Source organism: Frigoribacterium sp. CFBP 8754 (assembly GCF_014841815.1).
In the GTDB taxonomy this organism is placed as follows: domain Bacteria; phylum Actinomycetota; class Actinomycetes; order Actinomycetales; family Microbacteriaceae; genus Frigoribacterium; species Frigoribacterium endophyticum.
Map to the genome: position 1 here is coordinate 89,948 of NZ_JACYUO010000001.1, position 15,641 is coordinate 105,588.

The following is a 15,641-nucleotide window of genomic DNA, read 5'->3' on the forward strand; positions in this document are numbered from 1 at the left end:
CGCCCTAGTCGGTGCCGTCGATCCCGCCGAGGCGCTCGAGCACCCCGGTGAGGATCGTGCCGGCGGGGTCGGGCAGCACGTGGTGGTTGAGGTAGATGCCCTCGAGCCACGACAGCACCTCGTCGGCGGGCATGCCCACCGCCGCCCAGTCGACGCCGGGCACGGCCCGGGTGACGGGCTGCTCGGTGCCGGGCCGCAGCCAGGCCTCGGCGATGGGGGAGTCGGGCGTGCCGTCGGCCGCGGCCGTCCAGAGCAGGGCGATCGGGTGCTCGCGGTCGTCGTCGACGCCGTGGTCGAGGGCGCCGTGCGCCGACTCCTCGACGTGGTCGTGCTCGACGTGGCCGGCGCCGAGCCACGGCAGGGTCAGCAGCTCGCCCTCGATGTCGACCTCGATCAGGTCGAGCTGCGTGGGCTCCTCGACCTCGCAGACCCAGAGGGTGAGGCCGGCGTCGTGCCAGGCGGCCGCGTCGTCGACGTCGTCGAGCAGGTCGGGCACGAGCTGGTGGAAGTCGGAGAGGAGCGCCGACGACCAGTCGAGCAGCTGTCGTGTGTCGTCGCCGTTCCAGGGGCTGACGTCGGTGTCGTCGCCGCTGAGGTCGTGGAAGTGGTGCTCGATGCCCGTGGGCGCGGTGTCGAGGTGGATCTGCCCCGTGCCGAAGCCGACGTAGAGCGTGCTCTGCTCCGTCTCGTCGTCCCACTCCGCGAAGAGGTTCGGGGCGCCGAGGGTCGTCGGCAGGGGCAAGCTGGCCGCGCGCCGGGTGCCGAGCGCGAAGACGGCGCGGAACCGCGTCGTCGGAAGCCGGAGGCTCATGTCAGTCACGGGGTGGTGGTCCAATCTCGATCGGCTCCACAGTACGGCCTCCCCGGCGCCGGTCGGCCCGTGCAGCGCCTGCACGTTCCCAGGGGTCTGTCGGCGCGGGCCCCTACCGTTCTCGCTCATGGACGACCCTCCCTCCCACATGCCCTGGCCCTTCCCGGCCCTGACCGCCTCGGCGGCCGCACCACGGGGGGAGGGGCACCATGAATGAGTGGGTGATGCTGGGCATCGGTCTCGTCCTCACCGTCGGCACCGGCCTGTTCGTCGCGTCCGAGTTCTCGCTGGTCAACCTCGACCGCAACGACCTCGAGAAGCGCCAGGAGAGGGGCGAGAAGCGCCTCGGCCCGACCATCAAGGCCCTCCGCATCACGTCGACGCACCTCTCCGGCGCGCAGCTCGGCATCACGCTGACGACGCTCCTGACGGGCTACACGTTCGAGCCGGCGATCAGCTCGCTGCTCGAGGGCCCGCTCACCGGCCTCGGCGTGCCCGAGGCGATCGTGCCCGGCATCGGCGCCGTCGTCGGCATCCTCGTCGCCACGCTGTTCTCGATGGTGATCGGCGAGCTCGTGCCGAAGAACTTCGCCCTCGCCCTGCCGCTCGCCACGGCCAAGCTCGTCGTGCCGTTCCAGGCGGCCTTCACGACGGTCTTCAAGCCGGTCATCCTGCTCTTCAACGACACGGCCAACGCGGCCATCCGCCGCATGGGCATCGAGCCGAAGGAGGAGCTCTCGGGTGCCCGCTCGGCCGAGGAGCTCAGCTCGCTCGTCCGCCGCTCCGCGCTCGAGGGCGTCCTCGACGACGACCACGCGACCCTGCTGGGCCGCACCCTGCGCTTCTCCCAGCACGACGCCGTCGACGTGATGACGCCGCGCGTGCGCATGACGACCGTCCGGGCGACCGACACCGCCGCCGCCGTGGTCGAGGCTTCGCTGAGCAGCGGCTTCTCGCGGTTCCCCGTCATCGGCGACGACTCCGACGACATCCTCGGGGTGGTGCACGTCAAGCAGGCGTTCGCCCTGCCCCTCGCCGAGCGCGACGACGTGCTCGTCTCCGCCCTCGTCTCCGAGGCGCGCTTCGTGCCCGAGACGATGGGCACCGACACGCTGCTCGGCCTGCTCCGCCGCGACGGCTTCCAGATCGCCGTGGTCACCGACGAGTTCGGCGGCACCGCCGGCCTCGTCACCCTCGAGGACCTCGTCGAGGAGATCGTGGGCGAGCTGGAGGACGAGCACGACCGTGCGCGCGTCGGCATCGTCCGCTCGGGCGGCACCGTCCTGTTCGACGCCGCGCTCCGGCCCGACGAGCTCCACGACCGGGCCGCGATCCGCGTGCCCGACGACGGCGACTACGAGACGGTCGGCGGCTTCGTCACCGAGCGGCTCGGGCGGCTGCCCGAGGTCGGCGACGAGGTGGAGGTCGCCGGCGGCGCCCTCCGTGTCGAGCGCGTCGTGGGCCAGCGCACCGAGCGGCTGCGCTTCGTGCCGCGGGCGGACGACGACGCGACCGGCCCGGCCGGCACGACCCGCGCCTCCGGCCCCGCCACCCCCGCCGAGAACCGCGACCGCGCCGACCGCGCGGAGCACGACCGCATCGCCACCGCCCTCCGAGAGGACCTGACCCATGAGTGAGTACCTGCCCGGCATCGTCTGGCTGGTGGTGCTGCTCGTCGTCAACGGCTTCTTCGTCGGCGCCGAGTTCGCCGTCATCAGCGCCCGTCGCTCGCAGATCGAGCCGCGCGCCGAGGCGGGCAGCAAGGCCGCCAAGACGACCCTGTGGGCGATGGAGCACGCGACGCTCATGCTCGCGACCAGCCAGCTCGGCATCACGGTCTGCTCGCTGGTGATCCTCAACGTGTCGGAGCCCGCGATCCACCACCTGCTCGAGATCCCGCTCGGGCTGACCACGCTGTCGGCCGAGGCCATCGGCGTCGTGGCGTTCGTCATCGCCCTCGTGCTCGTGACCTTCCTGCACGTGGTGGTCGGCGAGATGATCCCGAAGAACCTCTCGTTCTCGGTGCCCGACCGGGCCGCGCTCATCCTGGCCCCGCCGCTCGTCTTCGTGGCCCGCGTGTTCAAGCCGGTGATCTGGTCGCTCAACGGCATCGCCAACGGCGTGCTGCGGCTCTTCGGCGTGACGCCGAAGGACGAGGCGACCAGCACCTACACGCTCGACGAGGTCGCCGGCATCGTGCAGCAGTCGACGCGCGAGGGCGTGCTCGACGACGCGTCGGGCACCCTCAGCGCCGCGTTCGAGTTCACGACCCGCAAGGTGCGCGACGTCGAGGTGCCGGTGGCCGACATGGTGCGGCTCGCCCCGGCGGCGACCCCCGCGGACGTGCAGCGCGCCGTCTCGGCCCACGGCTACTCGCGGTACGTCCTCACCGACGCCGACGGGCAGCCCACCGGCTACCTGCACCTCAAGGACGTCATGGACCTCACGACGCCGGAGTCGTTCCACGCCCCGGTGCCCGAGAAGCGCATCCGTCGCCTGGGGGCGGTCTCGCACGACGCCGACCTCGAGGACGCCCTCGCGGCCATGCGCCGCAGCGGTGCCCACGTGGCCCGGTCGGTGCGGGCCGACGGCACGACGACCGGCGTGCTCTTCCTGGAGGACATCATCGAGGAGCTCGTCGGCGAGGTCGACGACGCGACGACGGTCTAGGCCCCGACGACGGGCTGGGCCGCGACGACGGGCTGGGCCGCGACCGGCCCCGGCCCGCCCCCGCGTGCCGGGGCGGGCCGCTCGCCCGGCAGCTCGTGCAGGGCCTCGGCGGCGAGCTCGGCGGTGATCGGGTCGCCGTCGAGGGTCGCCTGCCGCAGGAGGCGGTACTGCTCCGCCATGCCGGCCCAGTTGAGCACCTGGACGATGTTGGGCAGGCGGAGCTTGTAGGCGAGGCCGTCGGTCACGTCGCGGCAGACCCGCTGCAGCGAGGCGTTGCCGCAGTGGTCGACGTAGGTGGAGAAGAGCGCCACGGTGTGGGCGTTGAGCGCCGGGCCGTCCTCCGCGTCGAGGTCGGCGAGGCAGGCGTCGATGCCGGCCACGATCTGCGCCGTCACGCCTGCCGCCAGCAGGGGGACGGCGAGGCGCACGGCGCCGCCGAACAGGACGCCGAGCGTCTGGACGGCCTCGATGGCCTCCTCGGCCCGGGGGGTCGCGACCCGGGTGTAGCGGTTCGGCGCCATCTCGACGAGGCCGGCGCGCACGAGGTCGCCGAGCGCCTCGCGGATGGGGGTGCGCGACACCTGGAGCCAGGCGATCAGCTCGTCGTCGTGCAGGCGTTCGCCGGGCTCGAGCGTGCCGTCGACGATCGCGTCGCGGATGCGCGAGCGCACCGTGTCGCGCAACAGCTGACGCTCGGCGGCGGGGGGCGAGGTGGGGATGGGCACGGCGGTCTCCGTTCGGCACGAGGGCGGTACGGCACGACCCTACCGGAGAAGTGTCACATACCAGTCCGTCGTCCGGGGGAGCGAGGGCTGGGGACGGGTGGCCCGGACGCACGAGACCCGCCCGGCCCAGATGGGGAGGGCGGGTCTCTCCTGGCGTGCGCACCGTGTCGGGTCAGGAACGCGACGCGCACGGGCCGGTGCACCGCGCCTCCCGGGGGCCCTCGCGGGTCAGGAGGCGCGGGTCGTCACTTCGAGGCCGTGGCGGTCTCGCTCGGCACGTGCTGCGAGCCGACCTCGACGCCGTGCGAGGCGCGCAGCGTCTCGATGGTCGCCTCGATCTCGGCGTCGCGCTGCTCGTCGCTCCAGTCGAGGGCGCGGCCCAGGACGTCGGCGATCTCGGTGAGCAGCTCGATCGTCACGCCGCCGACGAACGCGAGGTTCGTGCGGCGCAGCACGACGTCGGCCAGGTGGACGGCGTCCTCGTGCTCGGCGAAGTAGGCGATCTCGGCCTCGGTCAGCTCGGGCTCGCTGGCCAGCGGCTGCGACGGCTGGTCGAGCAGCGTCTCGATCACGCTCTCGGCACGGGTGCCGTAGCGCGTCAGGAGGCGGTCGACCTGGTCGCGGTCGAGGCCGTCGGCGTGCGCCGCGACCCACGTCGTGCGGGCTGCGTCGGTGGTCGGGAACCCCTTGCCGCCGCCGATCGCCATGCCCGTCGTGTCGACGGTGCGCTCGACGCCCAGGCGCTTCGTGGCCTCGGTCGACAGGTGCGCCGAGAGGGCGCGGAAGGTGGTCCACTTGCCGCCGACCAGGCTCAGCACGGTCGAGGTCAGGCCCGCGATGGGCGTCTCGACGATGCGGTAGTCGCGCGACACGAAGCCGGGGGCGGTGTCCTCGTGACGGGGCAGCGGGCGGATGCCCGAGTAGCGGTAGACGATGTGGTCGCGGCCGAGCTCGATCTGCGGGAAGACGTGCTTGACGAGGTCGAAGAAGTAGTCGACCTCCTCCTCCGTGCAGACCGCGGGCTGCGACGGGTCGGCGTCGATGTCGGTCGTACCGATCAGCACCCGGCCCTTGAGCGGGTAGATGAGCACGATGCGGCCGTCGTTGTTCTCGAAGAAGATCTCGCGGCCCTTGGTGGCCTCGAGCAGCTCGGCGTTGTCGACGACGATGTGCGAGCCCTTGGTGCCGCCCATGTACGCCGACTCGCCGCCGAACGCCTGGTTCGTGAGGTCGGTCCAGGGGCCGGAGGCGTTGATGACGACGTCGGCCTGGACGACGAACTCGGTGCCGCTGACGACGTCGCGGAGCAGCACGCCGCCGTCGCGCGAGCCGACGGCCTCGACGTAGTTGGCGCTGCGGGCGCCGGTGCCGACCGCGAGGCCGTCCTTGAGCACGTCGAGCGCGAGGCGCTCGGGCTCGTGGACCGACGCGTCGTAGTAGGTGCCGGTGTACTTGACGCCCTTGTTGAGGGCCGGCATGTCGTTCAGCGCGGCCTTGCCGGTGCGGAACACGTGGCGGGGCACGGAGCCGCCGTCGCGCGAGAAGGAGTCGTACAGCGTCATTCCGACCTTGATCAGCAGCGCGCCGCGCTCCTTGGTGGAGCGCTGCTTGTGCGTGAGCATGCGCAGCGGGGCGTTGAGGATGCCCGAGAAGGTCGAGAAGATCGGCATCGTCGTCTGCAGCGGCTTCACGTAGTGCGGGGCGATCTTGAGGAGGCCGTTGCGCTCCTCGACGCTCTCGCGGACGAGGCGGAACTCGCCGTTCTCGAGGTAGCGGATGCCGCCGTGGATCATGTGCGACGAGGCGGCCGAGGCGCCCGAGGCGTAGTCGTTGCGCTCGACGAGGACGACGTCGACGCCCTGGAGGGCGAGGTCGCGGAAGGTCGCGATGCCGTTGATGCCCCCTCCGACGATCAACACCTTCGCGGTCGGGCGGTCGATGATCGCGGCGACGTTCTTGCGGATGCTCTGTGTCTTCTTCGACTCGGTCACGGGGTCTTCTTCCATCTGGGGGTGGTGGCGGGGCGGGTGGACGCACCGTCTCGCCGGTAACCTCATGGTCGACCCCTCGGAGCGAGGGTGCAACGTATCTGCACACATGTGCACGGAGGTGCCCGTGACCGAGCTGACGACGGCGGAGAAGACCCAGGAGGCGCTGCGTGCGGCGCACCTCTACTACATGCAGGACCTCACGATGGAGGCGATCGCCTCGGAGCTGGGGACGTCCCGCTCGTCGGTCTCGCGCCTCCTGAAGTCCGCCCGCGAGTCGGGGCTCGTCGACATCCAGATCAAGTCGCCGCTCGACCAGGCGACCGCCGTCGCCGAGGGGCTGCACCGGCGCTTCGGCGTCGTGGCGCACGTCGTGCCGGTGCCCGACCAGACGAGCGACGTCGACCGGCTCGAACGGGTCGCCCTGTCGGCTGCACGAACGATCACGCCCTACGTCGACTCGAACATGGTGATCGGGGTCGCCTGGGGCTCGACGCTCAGCGCCGTGAGCCGGTCGCTGGTGCCGAAGCCCACGCACAACTCGGTCGTCGTGCAGCTGAACGGCGCCGCGAACACGCGCACGACGGGCATCGAGTACGCGAGCGAGATCCTGCGGCGGTTCGGGCAGGCGTACACGGCGGCGATCCAGCAGTTCCCGGTGCCGGCGTTCTTCGACGACCCGGCGACGAAGCGGGCGCTGTGGCGGGAGCGGAGCACGAAGCGCGTGCTCGAGCTGCAGGCGTCGATGGACCTCGTCGTCTTCGGCGTCGGCTCGCGCGACGCACGCGTGCCCAGCCACGTCTACTCGGGCGGCTACCTCGAGCAGAGCGACCACGACAGCCTCGACGCCGACCACGTCGTCGGCGACGTGGCGACGGTCTTCTACCGCGCCGACGGCTCGTCGACCGACATCGAGCTGAACGCCCGCGGCACGGGGCCCGACCTCGCCACCGTCCGCCGGGCTCCCCGGCGGGTCTGCGTCGTCGCCGGCGAGGCGAAGGTCGCGGGCGTGCGCGGCGCCCTCGCGGCCGGGCTGGCGACCGACCTCATCCTCGACGAGGGCACGGCGCGGGCGCTGCTCGCGAGCTGAGGCGGGCGCGCGCCGACGCCGCGGCCCGGGGGGCGGAGGAGCCGCGGGGAGGCGCGCCCGCGGCACCGACGACACGCCGACGTGAGAGACCCTTGCGTCTGGGGCTGTGCGTCCCCCATGATGGGGACGCTCCGGGGCCCACCCCACCTCGGAGTGAGCGCTCACCCGAACCTGCGATGCACGATCGCCGCGCACCCGTCCCGCCCCACGGCCCCCGGCCGTGGTGCGTCGGCGCGTGCCCGGGCGGTCGGTCGCCGCGCCTACCCGAAGGCACCCCACCGCCATGCCCGGTCGTCCCGTCACGCCCTCTCCCGACTCCGCCCCCGTCGCCCCGTCCCCGCGGGCGCACGGCCGACGTGCCGCCCGCCGCCGCGGCGCCTCCGCCCCCGGTCGCACGCGCGCCCTCGTCGCCCTCGCCGCCGTGGTCGCGCTCGCCGGCGCGGCCCTGCCGATCCAGGCCGCCACGGCCGCGGCCGACACGACGCCGCCGTCCGCGCCGAGCAGCCTGAAGGTCAGCTACAGCGGCGGGGTCGGCAGCTCGCTGAGCTGGGGCAGGGTCTCGGCCGGCGACCTCGCCGGGTACCGCGTGTACCGCTCGAGCACGTCGTCGGTGTCGACGTCGTCGACCCTCGTCGCGAGCCCCACGACGCCGTCGGCGGTCGACGCGACGATCACGGGCGGGGCGAAGGCCTCCTACGCCGTGGCCGCGGTGGATCGCTCGGGCAACGTCTCGAAGCTCTCGAGCGTCAAGTCGGTCACGGCGACCGACACGACGAAGCCCTCGTCGCCCGCGAAGCTCAAGGCCACCGTCTCCGCCGCCGGGGTCGCCCTCGACTGGGCCGACGCGACGGAGCCCGACGTCGCCGGCTGGACGGTCACCCGCACCGCCTCCTCCGGCGGCTCCGCCGTCCAGCTCACCAGCTCGCCGGTCACCAGCTCGCAGTTCACCGACGCCCAGGCCCCCTCGGGCGTGAAGTCGACCTGGCGCGTGACCGCCGTCGACCACAGCGGCAACGTGTCGTCGGCCACGACCGTCAGCGCCACCCGCCCCGCCGGCCCTGCCGTCGTCCCCGCCGCCCCGGCCGGCCTCGCCGTGAAGCTCAGCAGCGCCGGCGTGCCCACCGTCTCGTGGTCGGCCACGCCGGGCGCCACCGGCTACGTCCTCTCCCGCGGCGCCGCGGCCTCCGGGCCGTGGGTGCGCGTGCCCACCTCGTCCGCCACGGCGACGAGCGCCGTCGACGCCGCCGCCCCCGCTGGGGCGACGTCGTGGTGGTCCGTCGTCGCGACGAACGCCGCGGGGCAGGGCCCGGCGACCGTCGTCAGCGCCGCCGTCCCCGGCGACACCACGCCGCCCCGCGCTCCGTCGAGCCCGAAGGTCGTCGTGCTGGCGACCGGAGGAGTGACGGTCTCGTGGACGGGCGGGGGCGAGGCCGACCTGGCCGGCTACACCGTGACGAGGCGGAACGGCGACGAGGTCTACGTGCCCCACCTCCCGGCGAGCGGGCAGGGCGTCCTCGTGGCGTCGACCTTCACCGACCCGACCGTCGCCGAGGGCGACACCGTCTACTACCGCGTGCGCGCCGTCGACCGGTCGGGCAACGCGTCGTCGTACCTCGCCGTCACGGCGAAGTCGCCGAACGTCGCCCCGGGTGCTCCGGGCTCGCTGAAGGTCGCCGCCGGCCCGACCGCCGGCCTCGCGCTCTCCTGGACGGCCCCGAAGGACCTCGACCTCGCCGGCTGGGCCGTGTCGCGCAGCGTCGCGGGAGGCACGTGGACCCTGCTGGCGACCGTCCCGCTCGACGCGGCCGGCGCCTCCCCCCGCTTCGTCGACACCAGCGCGCCCCAGGGAGTCGCGGCCTCGTACCGCGTGACCGCCCAGGACCGCGTCGGCAACGTCTCGAAGGCCAGCGGCGTCGTCACCGCGACCTCGCGCACCGTCGCCGTGCCCCTGCCCGTCGTGCAGACCGTGCTGACCGTCGGACCCGAGGGGACCTACGCCACCATCGGTGCGGCCCTCGCCGCGATCCCGCGCGCCTCGCTCGACGCGTACCGCGTCGACGTCGCCCCCGGCACCTACGACGAGTCGTTCGAGATCTCGCGGCCGAACGTCCAGGTGCACGGCACCGGGGCGACCCCCGGCGACGTCGTGATCCGGTCGGCCCGCGCCTCGGGCAGCGCCGACCCCGACGAGCCGGAGTCGACGCTCGGCACCGCCGGCAGCGCCGTCGTGCTCGTCACCGCCGCGAACGTGACCCTCGACCACCTCACCGTGGCCAACACCTTCGACGAGGCCGCGAACCCGCAGATCACCAGCGCCCAGGCCGTCGCCCTGCGCGTCGAGGGCGACCGCTTCGTCGCCGACACCGTCCGCCTGCTCGGCAACCAGGACACCCTGCTGGCCGACACCCCGAAGCCCACCACCCGCATCCGCCAGTACTACGTCGACAGCTACGTCGAGGGCGACGTCGACTACGTCTTCGGCGCCGGCACCGCGGTGTTCCAGCGGGTCACCTTCCGGTCGCTGGACCGGGGCAAGGCGAACAACGGCTACCTCACCGCCGCGAGCACCGACACGGGCAGCAAGTACGGCTTCCTGATCACCGACAGCAAGGTCGTGAGCGACGCCGCCGCCGGCACGGTCAACCTCGGCCGCCCGTGGCACCCGAGCGCCGACCCCGACGCGCTCGGCTCGGTCGTGGTCAAGGACACCTGGCTGCCCCGCGCGATCGACGCGGCGGCCCCCTGGGACGACATGTCGTCGACGAACTCGTCGGGCGTCAAGGTGCCCTTCTCCTGGAAGGACGCCCGCTTCGCCGAGAGCGGCAACACCGGCCCCGGCGCCGGCACGAACGAGAACCGTCCGCAGCTGACGGCCAAGGAGGCCGCGGCGGCGACGCCCGAGAAGTACCTCGCCGGGAAGGACGGCTGGAACCCCGTCCGTGCCGCCTCGACGGCGCTGCCGGCGACCCCGACCGACGTCGTCGCCTCGCCCGACGCCCGCGTCGTGCACCTGAGCTGGAGCGACGACGCCTCCGCCGCCGTCACCGGCTGGCAGGTGCTGCGGGCCGACGAGACCGGCCCCTTCGTGCCGGTCGCCACCGTGGACGCCCCGACCTGGAGCGACACGACCGTCAGCACCGGCTCGACCTACCGCTGGGCCGTCGTGGCCCTCTCGCGCACCGGCGCCGTGTCGGCGCCCTCCGCCGAGGTGACGGCGCTCGTCGCCGCGGCCCCGCTCGTCACCGACGTCGTCGTCGACCCGGCGGCCCCCGCCGACGGCGTGACGCGCTTCACGACGCTCCGCGACGCGCTCGCCGCGGCTCCCGCGGGCACGGCCACCGACCCCACCGTCATCTCGCTCGCCGCGGGCCGCTACGCCGAGTACGCCACGATCAGCAAGCCCCACACGATCGTCGTGGGCGCCACCGGCCAGGCCGGCGACGTCGTCATCACCGGCGACCGCGCCGCGGGCACGCCGACCGGCACCACGACGAACGGGGTCGCCGACACCTACGGCACCTCGGGCAGCGCCACGCTCGTCATCACCGGCAACTCGGTGCAGCTGCGCGACCTCACGGTCGAGAACGCCTACGTCGAGGGCACGTACGCCTCCGGCCAGGCCGTCGCCCTCCGCACCACCGGCGACCGCCTCGTGTACGAGAACGTCCACCTGCTCGGCAACCAGGACACCTGGTACGCCAACAGCCCGTCCGCGGGCGTGCCGGCCCGTTCGTACTTCCACGGCGGGTACGTCGCCGGCGACGTCGACTTCGTCTTCGGGCGCGGCACCGTCGTGATCGACGACTCCACCCTCGCGGCGCTCGACCACGGCACGTCGCCGAACGGCGCCGTCACCGCGGCCAGCACCGACGTCTCGCAGCGCTTCGGCGTGCTGATCACGGGCAGCCGCATCGTCGGCACCGCCCCCGACGGCTCGCAGTCGCTCGGCCGCCCCTGGCAGCCCGGCAAGGCGCAGGCCGACGGCACGAGCGTCGCCGACTCGTCGGCGATCGCCCAGGTCGTCGTCCGCGACACCTGGCTCGGACCGGTGATCAGCTCGACCCAGACCTGGACGAACATGGTCAACAGCGGCGTCACCACCACCTGGCAGAGCGCCCGCTTCGCCGAGCACGGCAACGTCGGGCCCGGCAGCGGCGCCTCCGCCACCCGCCCCCAGCTCACCGACGACGAGGCGCGCGGCTACACGGCCGCGACCTACCTCGCGGGCAGCGACGGCTGGGACCCGGTCGCGGCCCCGCGCCCCGACGTGGCGCCCCTCGCCGTGGCCGGCCTGGTCGCCAGCCCCGACGAACAGCGCGTCGGCCTGTCGTGGACGGAGTCGATCGAGGCTGACGTGACGGGCTACCGGGTCTACCGGTCGACCGGTGACGAGCCCGTCGCCGTCGACCCGGCCCTGCTCGTCGCCGAGGTCGCGAAGCCGACCTTCGTCGACACGGGCCTCGCGAACGGCACGGCCGTCCACTACCTCGTGGTCGCCGTGGACCGGGCCGGCACGTCGTCCGCCCCGGCCGCCGTCACCGCGGTGCCCGCCCCCGCGCCGCTGGTCGCCGACGTCACCGTCGCCGCCGACGGCTCGGGCGACGTCACGACCCTCCAGCAGGCCCTCGCGGCCGTCCCCGCCGGCACGGCGACGAAGCCCTCCGTGGTCGTCGTCGAGCCCGGCACCTACCGCGGCGTGGTCTCGTCGTCGAAGTCGAACCTCGTCATCGCCGGCAGCACGGGCGACCCCCGCGACGTCGTGCTGACCTTCGACAACGCCAACGGCACGCCCCGCTCCGCCACCACCTGCCCCGCCGTCGTCGCCGCCACCTGCGGCACCGCGGGCAGCGCCACCGTCACCCTGTCGGGCGCCGGCGTCCAGGTGCGCGACCTGACGATCAGCAACACGTTCGACAAGGCGGCGCACCCCGAGATCGGCACCTACAACACGCAGGCCGTCGCCCTCCGCGCGACGGGCGACCGCCAGGTCTACCGCGACGTGCGCCTCCTCGGCGTGCAGGACACCCTCAACGCCGACGCCTCGGGGAACATCACGGCCGACGGCAGCGGCTACCCCCGCCAGTACTACGTCGACAGCTTCATCGAGGGCAACGTCGACTTCGTCTTCGGGCGGGCGACCGCGGTCTTCGACCGGACGACGATCCACGCGACCGCGCACGGCGGGGGCACGATCTTCGCGCCGAGCACCGCCAGCAAGGCGCGCGGCTACCTCGTGGTCGACAGCCGGATCGCCAGCGACGCCGACGACACGTTCGCGCTCGGTCGGCCCTGGCGCTCGTGGAGCGACGGCGCCTACGGCGACGACTCCCGCGGCCAGACCGCGCTGGTCGACACCTGGATCTCGGACGGCGTCTCGACGACGCAGCCCTGGGTCGACTTCGCCCCGAACGTCTGGACCGACGGCCGGTTCGCCGAGCACGGCACGACGGGCCCCGGCGCCACGGTCAACGACAAGAGGCCGCAGCTCAGCGACGCCGACGCCGCCTCCGCGACGCCGTCGGCCTGGCTCGCCGGCACCGACGGGGGGGACCCGACGCTCGCGCCGGTCGCCAACGTCGCGCCCACGGCCCCCGTCGGCCTCACCGCCGCGGGCGGCAGCGGCCAGGCCGTCCTCACCTGGGACGAGTCGACCGAGGCCGACGTCGTCGGCTACCGCGTCCAGCGCGACGGGGTCGAGGTCGGCACGACCACGACGCAGGGCTTCACGGCCACGGGCCTGACCAACGGCACCGAGACCTCGTTCACCGTCACCGCGGTCGACGCCTCCGGCGCCGAGTCGACCCGCAGCGCGGCCGTCGCGGTGACGCCGGCGCAGCGCGTCGACGCGGTCGTCCAGGCCGGCGGCCCCTACCCGACGCTCCAGTCGGCGGTCGACGCCGCCACCGGCTCCGGCCCCTGGGTCGTCCGGGTGGAGCCCGGCAGCTACGTCGGCAGCACGACCATCGCGCGGTCGAACGTGACCGTCCTCGGCGGCGGGGCCCGCGCCTCCGACGTGACCCTGACCAGCAGCACGGCCGCGCCCGCCCTGTCGATCACCGGCTCGGGCGTGACGGTGCAGGGGCTGTCGGTCGAGAACACCTCGGGCGCCTCGAACGGCCCGGCCGTCTCGATGACGGGCGACCGGGTGCTCCTCACCGGCGTGGCGCTGAGCGCCGTCGACCGTGCCGTCTGGGCCGACGTGCCCACCGCCGGCGCGACCAGCCGACAGATGATCGAGTCGTCGACGGTCCGCGGAGCGAGCAACGTCCTGCTCGGCCGGGCGTCGCTGGTGGTGCACGACACGACCATCACGCCGACCCGCACCTCGGGCACCGTGCTCATCCCGTCGACCACCGCGGCTGGCGGACGGGGCTTCCTCGTCGTCGGCTCGACGATCGCCCCGGCGGCCGGGGTCACCGACGTGCGCCTCGGCGGCCCGTACGCCCAGGGCACGACGACCGCCGCGAACGCGCCCCAGGCGATCATCCGCGAGACCGTGCTGGGCACCGGCGTCAAGTCGTCGCCCTGGCAGGACTTCAACGGGTACGCCTGGACGGCGGCGCGGTTCGCTGAGTTCGGCAACACCGGGCCCGGCGCCGCCGCGACCGCCACCGCGTCACGGCCGCAGCTCACCCCCGCCGAGTCGGTCACCGCGACCGTGGCCGCCTGGCTGGGCGCCGCCTCCTGGTACCCCGCCGTGGCCGACCCGGCTGCTCCGGCCGACGCCACCGCCCCGGGCGCGGCCACCGCGCTGACCGCCGTCGCGGGCTCGCGGTCGGCGACCCTGGGCTGGACGGCGCCGGCCGACGCCGACGTCGTCGGCTGGTCCGTCCACCGGGCACCCGGCACGACCGTCACGCCCTCGGCCGCGAACCTCGTCGCCTCGGTCGGGCCGGTCACGAGCTGGAGCGACACCGGCCTCACCGACGGCCAGCCTTACACCTGGGCCGTGGTCGCGGTCGACGCGGCGGGCAACCGCTCCGCGCCGGCCACCGTGACGGCGACGCCCGCCACGGCCGTCACGCCGGTGACCCCGACGGAGCCGGTCGACCCGGGGGCCGTCGCCCCCGTCGCCCCCACGGCGGTCACGACCACCCTCGGCAAGGGCTCGGTGACCGTCGGCTGGGCCGCGAGCACCGCCTCCGGCGTCACCGGGTACGACGTGGTCCGCAGCTCGGCCTCTGCCGGCTCGGCCGTCGTCGCCTCGCTGGGCGCCGACGCCACGCGCTTCGTCGACCAGTCGGTCGTCGTCGGCACCGCCTACTCGTGGTCGGTCGTCGCGAAGGCCGGAGGCGCGGTGTCGGCCCCCTCGGCGGTCGCCTCCGCGACCCCCGTCAAGGTCGACTACGTGGTCGCCGCCGACGGCAGCGGCGACGCCACGACGCTGCAGGGCGTGCTCGGCCAGGTCGACGCGGCCGGCGCCCTGGTCGCGGCCTCGCCGGGCCTCCTGCCGAACAACGCCGACTACACGACCCAGGGCGGCCGCACCGTGCTGGTGCTGCCGGGCGCCTACTCGGGCCCGGTGGTGAGCGGCAACCGCTACGGGGTGACGATCGTCGGTGCGACCGGCGACCCGGCCGACGTCGTGGTCACCGCCCCCGGCGGCGCGGTCGCCGCGATGACGATCTCCGGGCCCCAGTGGACCCTGCGGGCCCTCACGCTGAAGAGCGTGGCGAGCACGCCGGGCGCTCAGGCGACGGCGCTGCAGGTGAAGTCGGGAGACAAGCAGGTCGTCGACCACGTGCGCCTGCTGGGCGACAAGCAGACGCTGCTCGCCTCCACGGCCAACACGTCGACCTTCAGCCGCGTCTTCGTCACGGGGTCGTACCTCGAGGGCGGGGCCGACCTGGTGCTCGGCCGGGCCGTCACGGTGATCGACCACAGCACCGTGCACGTGCTCGACCGGCCCGGGGCCTCGCTCACCGACTCCTCGGTCTCCGCGGCGTCGCCGTTCGGGTTCCTGGTCACCGACAGCACGATCGTCACCGACGGCGCCGCCGGGACGATCTACCTCGGCCGGCCGTACTCGACGCAGGGCAAGGCGCAGGTCGTCGTCCGCGACACCGTGCTCGGGTCGGCCGTCGCGGTCGACAAGCCGTGGAACGACTGGGACGCCGGGACGACCTGGACGGCCGGCCGGTTCAGCGAGTACCGGAACACCGGCCCCGGCGCCGTCGTGACGACGCCGGCGACCCGCCCGCAGCTGAGCGACGAGGCGGCGGCCGGCATGACGGCGGCGGCGTACCTCGCCGGGACGGACGGCTGGGACCCGACGCGGCGCTGAGCCCGGCGGCGCGCCGGTGGGCGGCGCCGAGCTCGGCGCGGGCTCCGGGGGACACCGTCCCGGAGCCCGCGCC

General features: G+C 74.1%; 7 protein-coding genes. 4 read left to right on the forward strand and 3 right to left on the reverse strand.

Annotated elements, in window-relative coordinates:
• Nucleotides 1-4 precede the first annotated feature (4 nt).
• Nucleotides 5-820 (reverse strand): hypothetical protein, encoded by an 816-nt coding sequence (locus IFT72_RS00495; protein ID WP_185231547.1) that lies wholly within the window; start codon nucleotides 818-820, stop codon nucleotides 5-7.
• Nucleotides 821-1,020: 200 nt separating this feature from the next.
• Here IFT72_RS00495 and IFT72_RS00500 point away from each other — a divergent pair, with 200 nt between their 5' ends.
• Nucleotides 1,021-2,448: a hemolysin family protein gene (locus IFT72_RS00500; RefSeq protein WP_192045278.1), complete on the forward strand. Its 1,428-nt coding sequence runs from the start codon at nucleotides 1,021-1,023 to the stop codon at nucleotides 2,446-2,448.
• Entirely contained in the window at nucleotides 2,441-3,481 is a 1,041-nt protein-coding gene (locus IFT72_RS00505) for a hemolysin family protein (protein WP_056052565.1), read from the forward strand. The genes IFT72_RS00500 and IFT72_RS00505 overlap by 8 nt, the downstream gene beginning before the upstream one ends.
• On the opposite strand, the gene IFT72_RS00510 is transcribed toward IFT72_RS00505, so the two are convergent.
• Entirely contained in the window at nucleotides 3,478-4,206 is a 729-nt protein-coding gene (locus IFT72_RS00510) for a GntR family transcriptional regulator (RefSeq protein WP_192045279.1), read from the reverse strand. The two genes, IFT72_RS00505 and IFT72_RS00510, sit on opposite strands and share 4 nt — an antisense overlap.
• Nucleotides 4,207-4,451: 245 nt before the next feature.
• Nucleotides 4,452-6,197, reverse strand: a complete 1,746-nt coding sequence (locus IFT72_RS00515) for a glycerol-3-phosphate dehydrogenase/oxidase (RefSeq protein WP_056052571.1) — start codon at nucleotides 6,195-6,197, stop codon at nucleotides 4,452-4,454.
• 124 nt (nucleotides 6,198-6,321) lie between these two features.
• Between IFT72_RS00515 and IFT72_RS00520 the strand changes: the two genes are divergently transcribed.
• Both IFT72_RS00520 and IFT72_RS00525 read left to right on the forward strand, forming a co-directional pair.
• On the forward strand, nucleotides 6,322-7,284 hold the full coding sequence (locus IFT72_RS00520; RefSeq protein WP_341777173.1) for a sugar-binding domain-containing protein: 963 nt from the start codon (nucleotides 6,322-6,324) through the stop codon (nucleotides 7,282-7,284).
• Between the two features lie 283 nt (nucleotides 7,285-7,567).
• Nucleotides 7,568-15,568, forward strand: coding sequence for a pectinesterase family protein (locus tag IFT72_RS00525; protein ID WP_192045282.1), 8,001 nt, complete (start codon nucleotides 7,568-7,570; stop codon nucleotides 15,566-15,568).
• The last annotated feature ends 73 nt before the right edge of the window (nucleotides 15,569-15,641 follow it).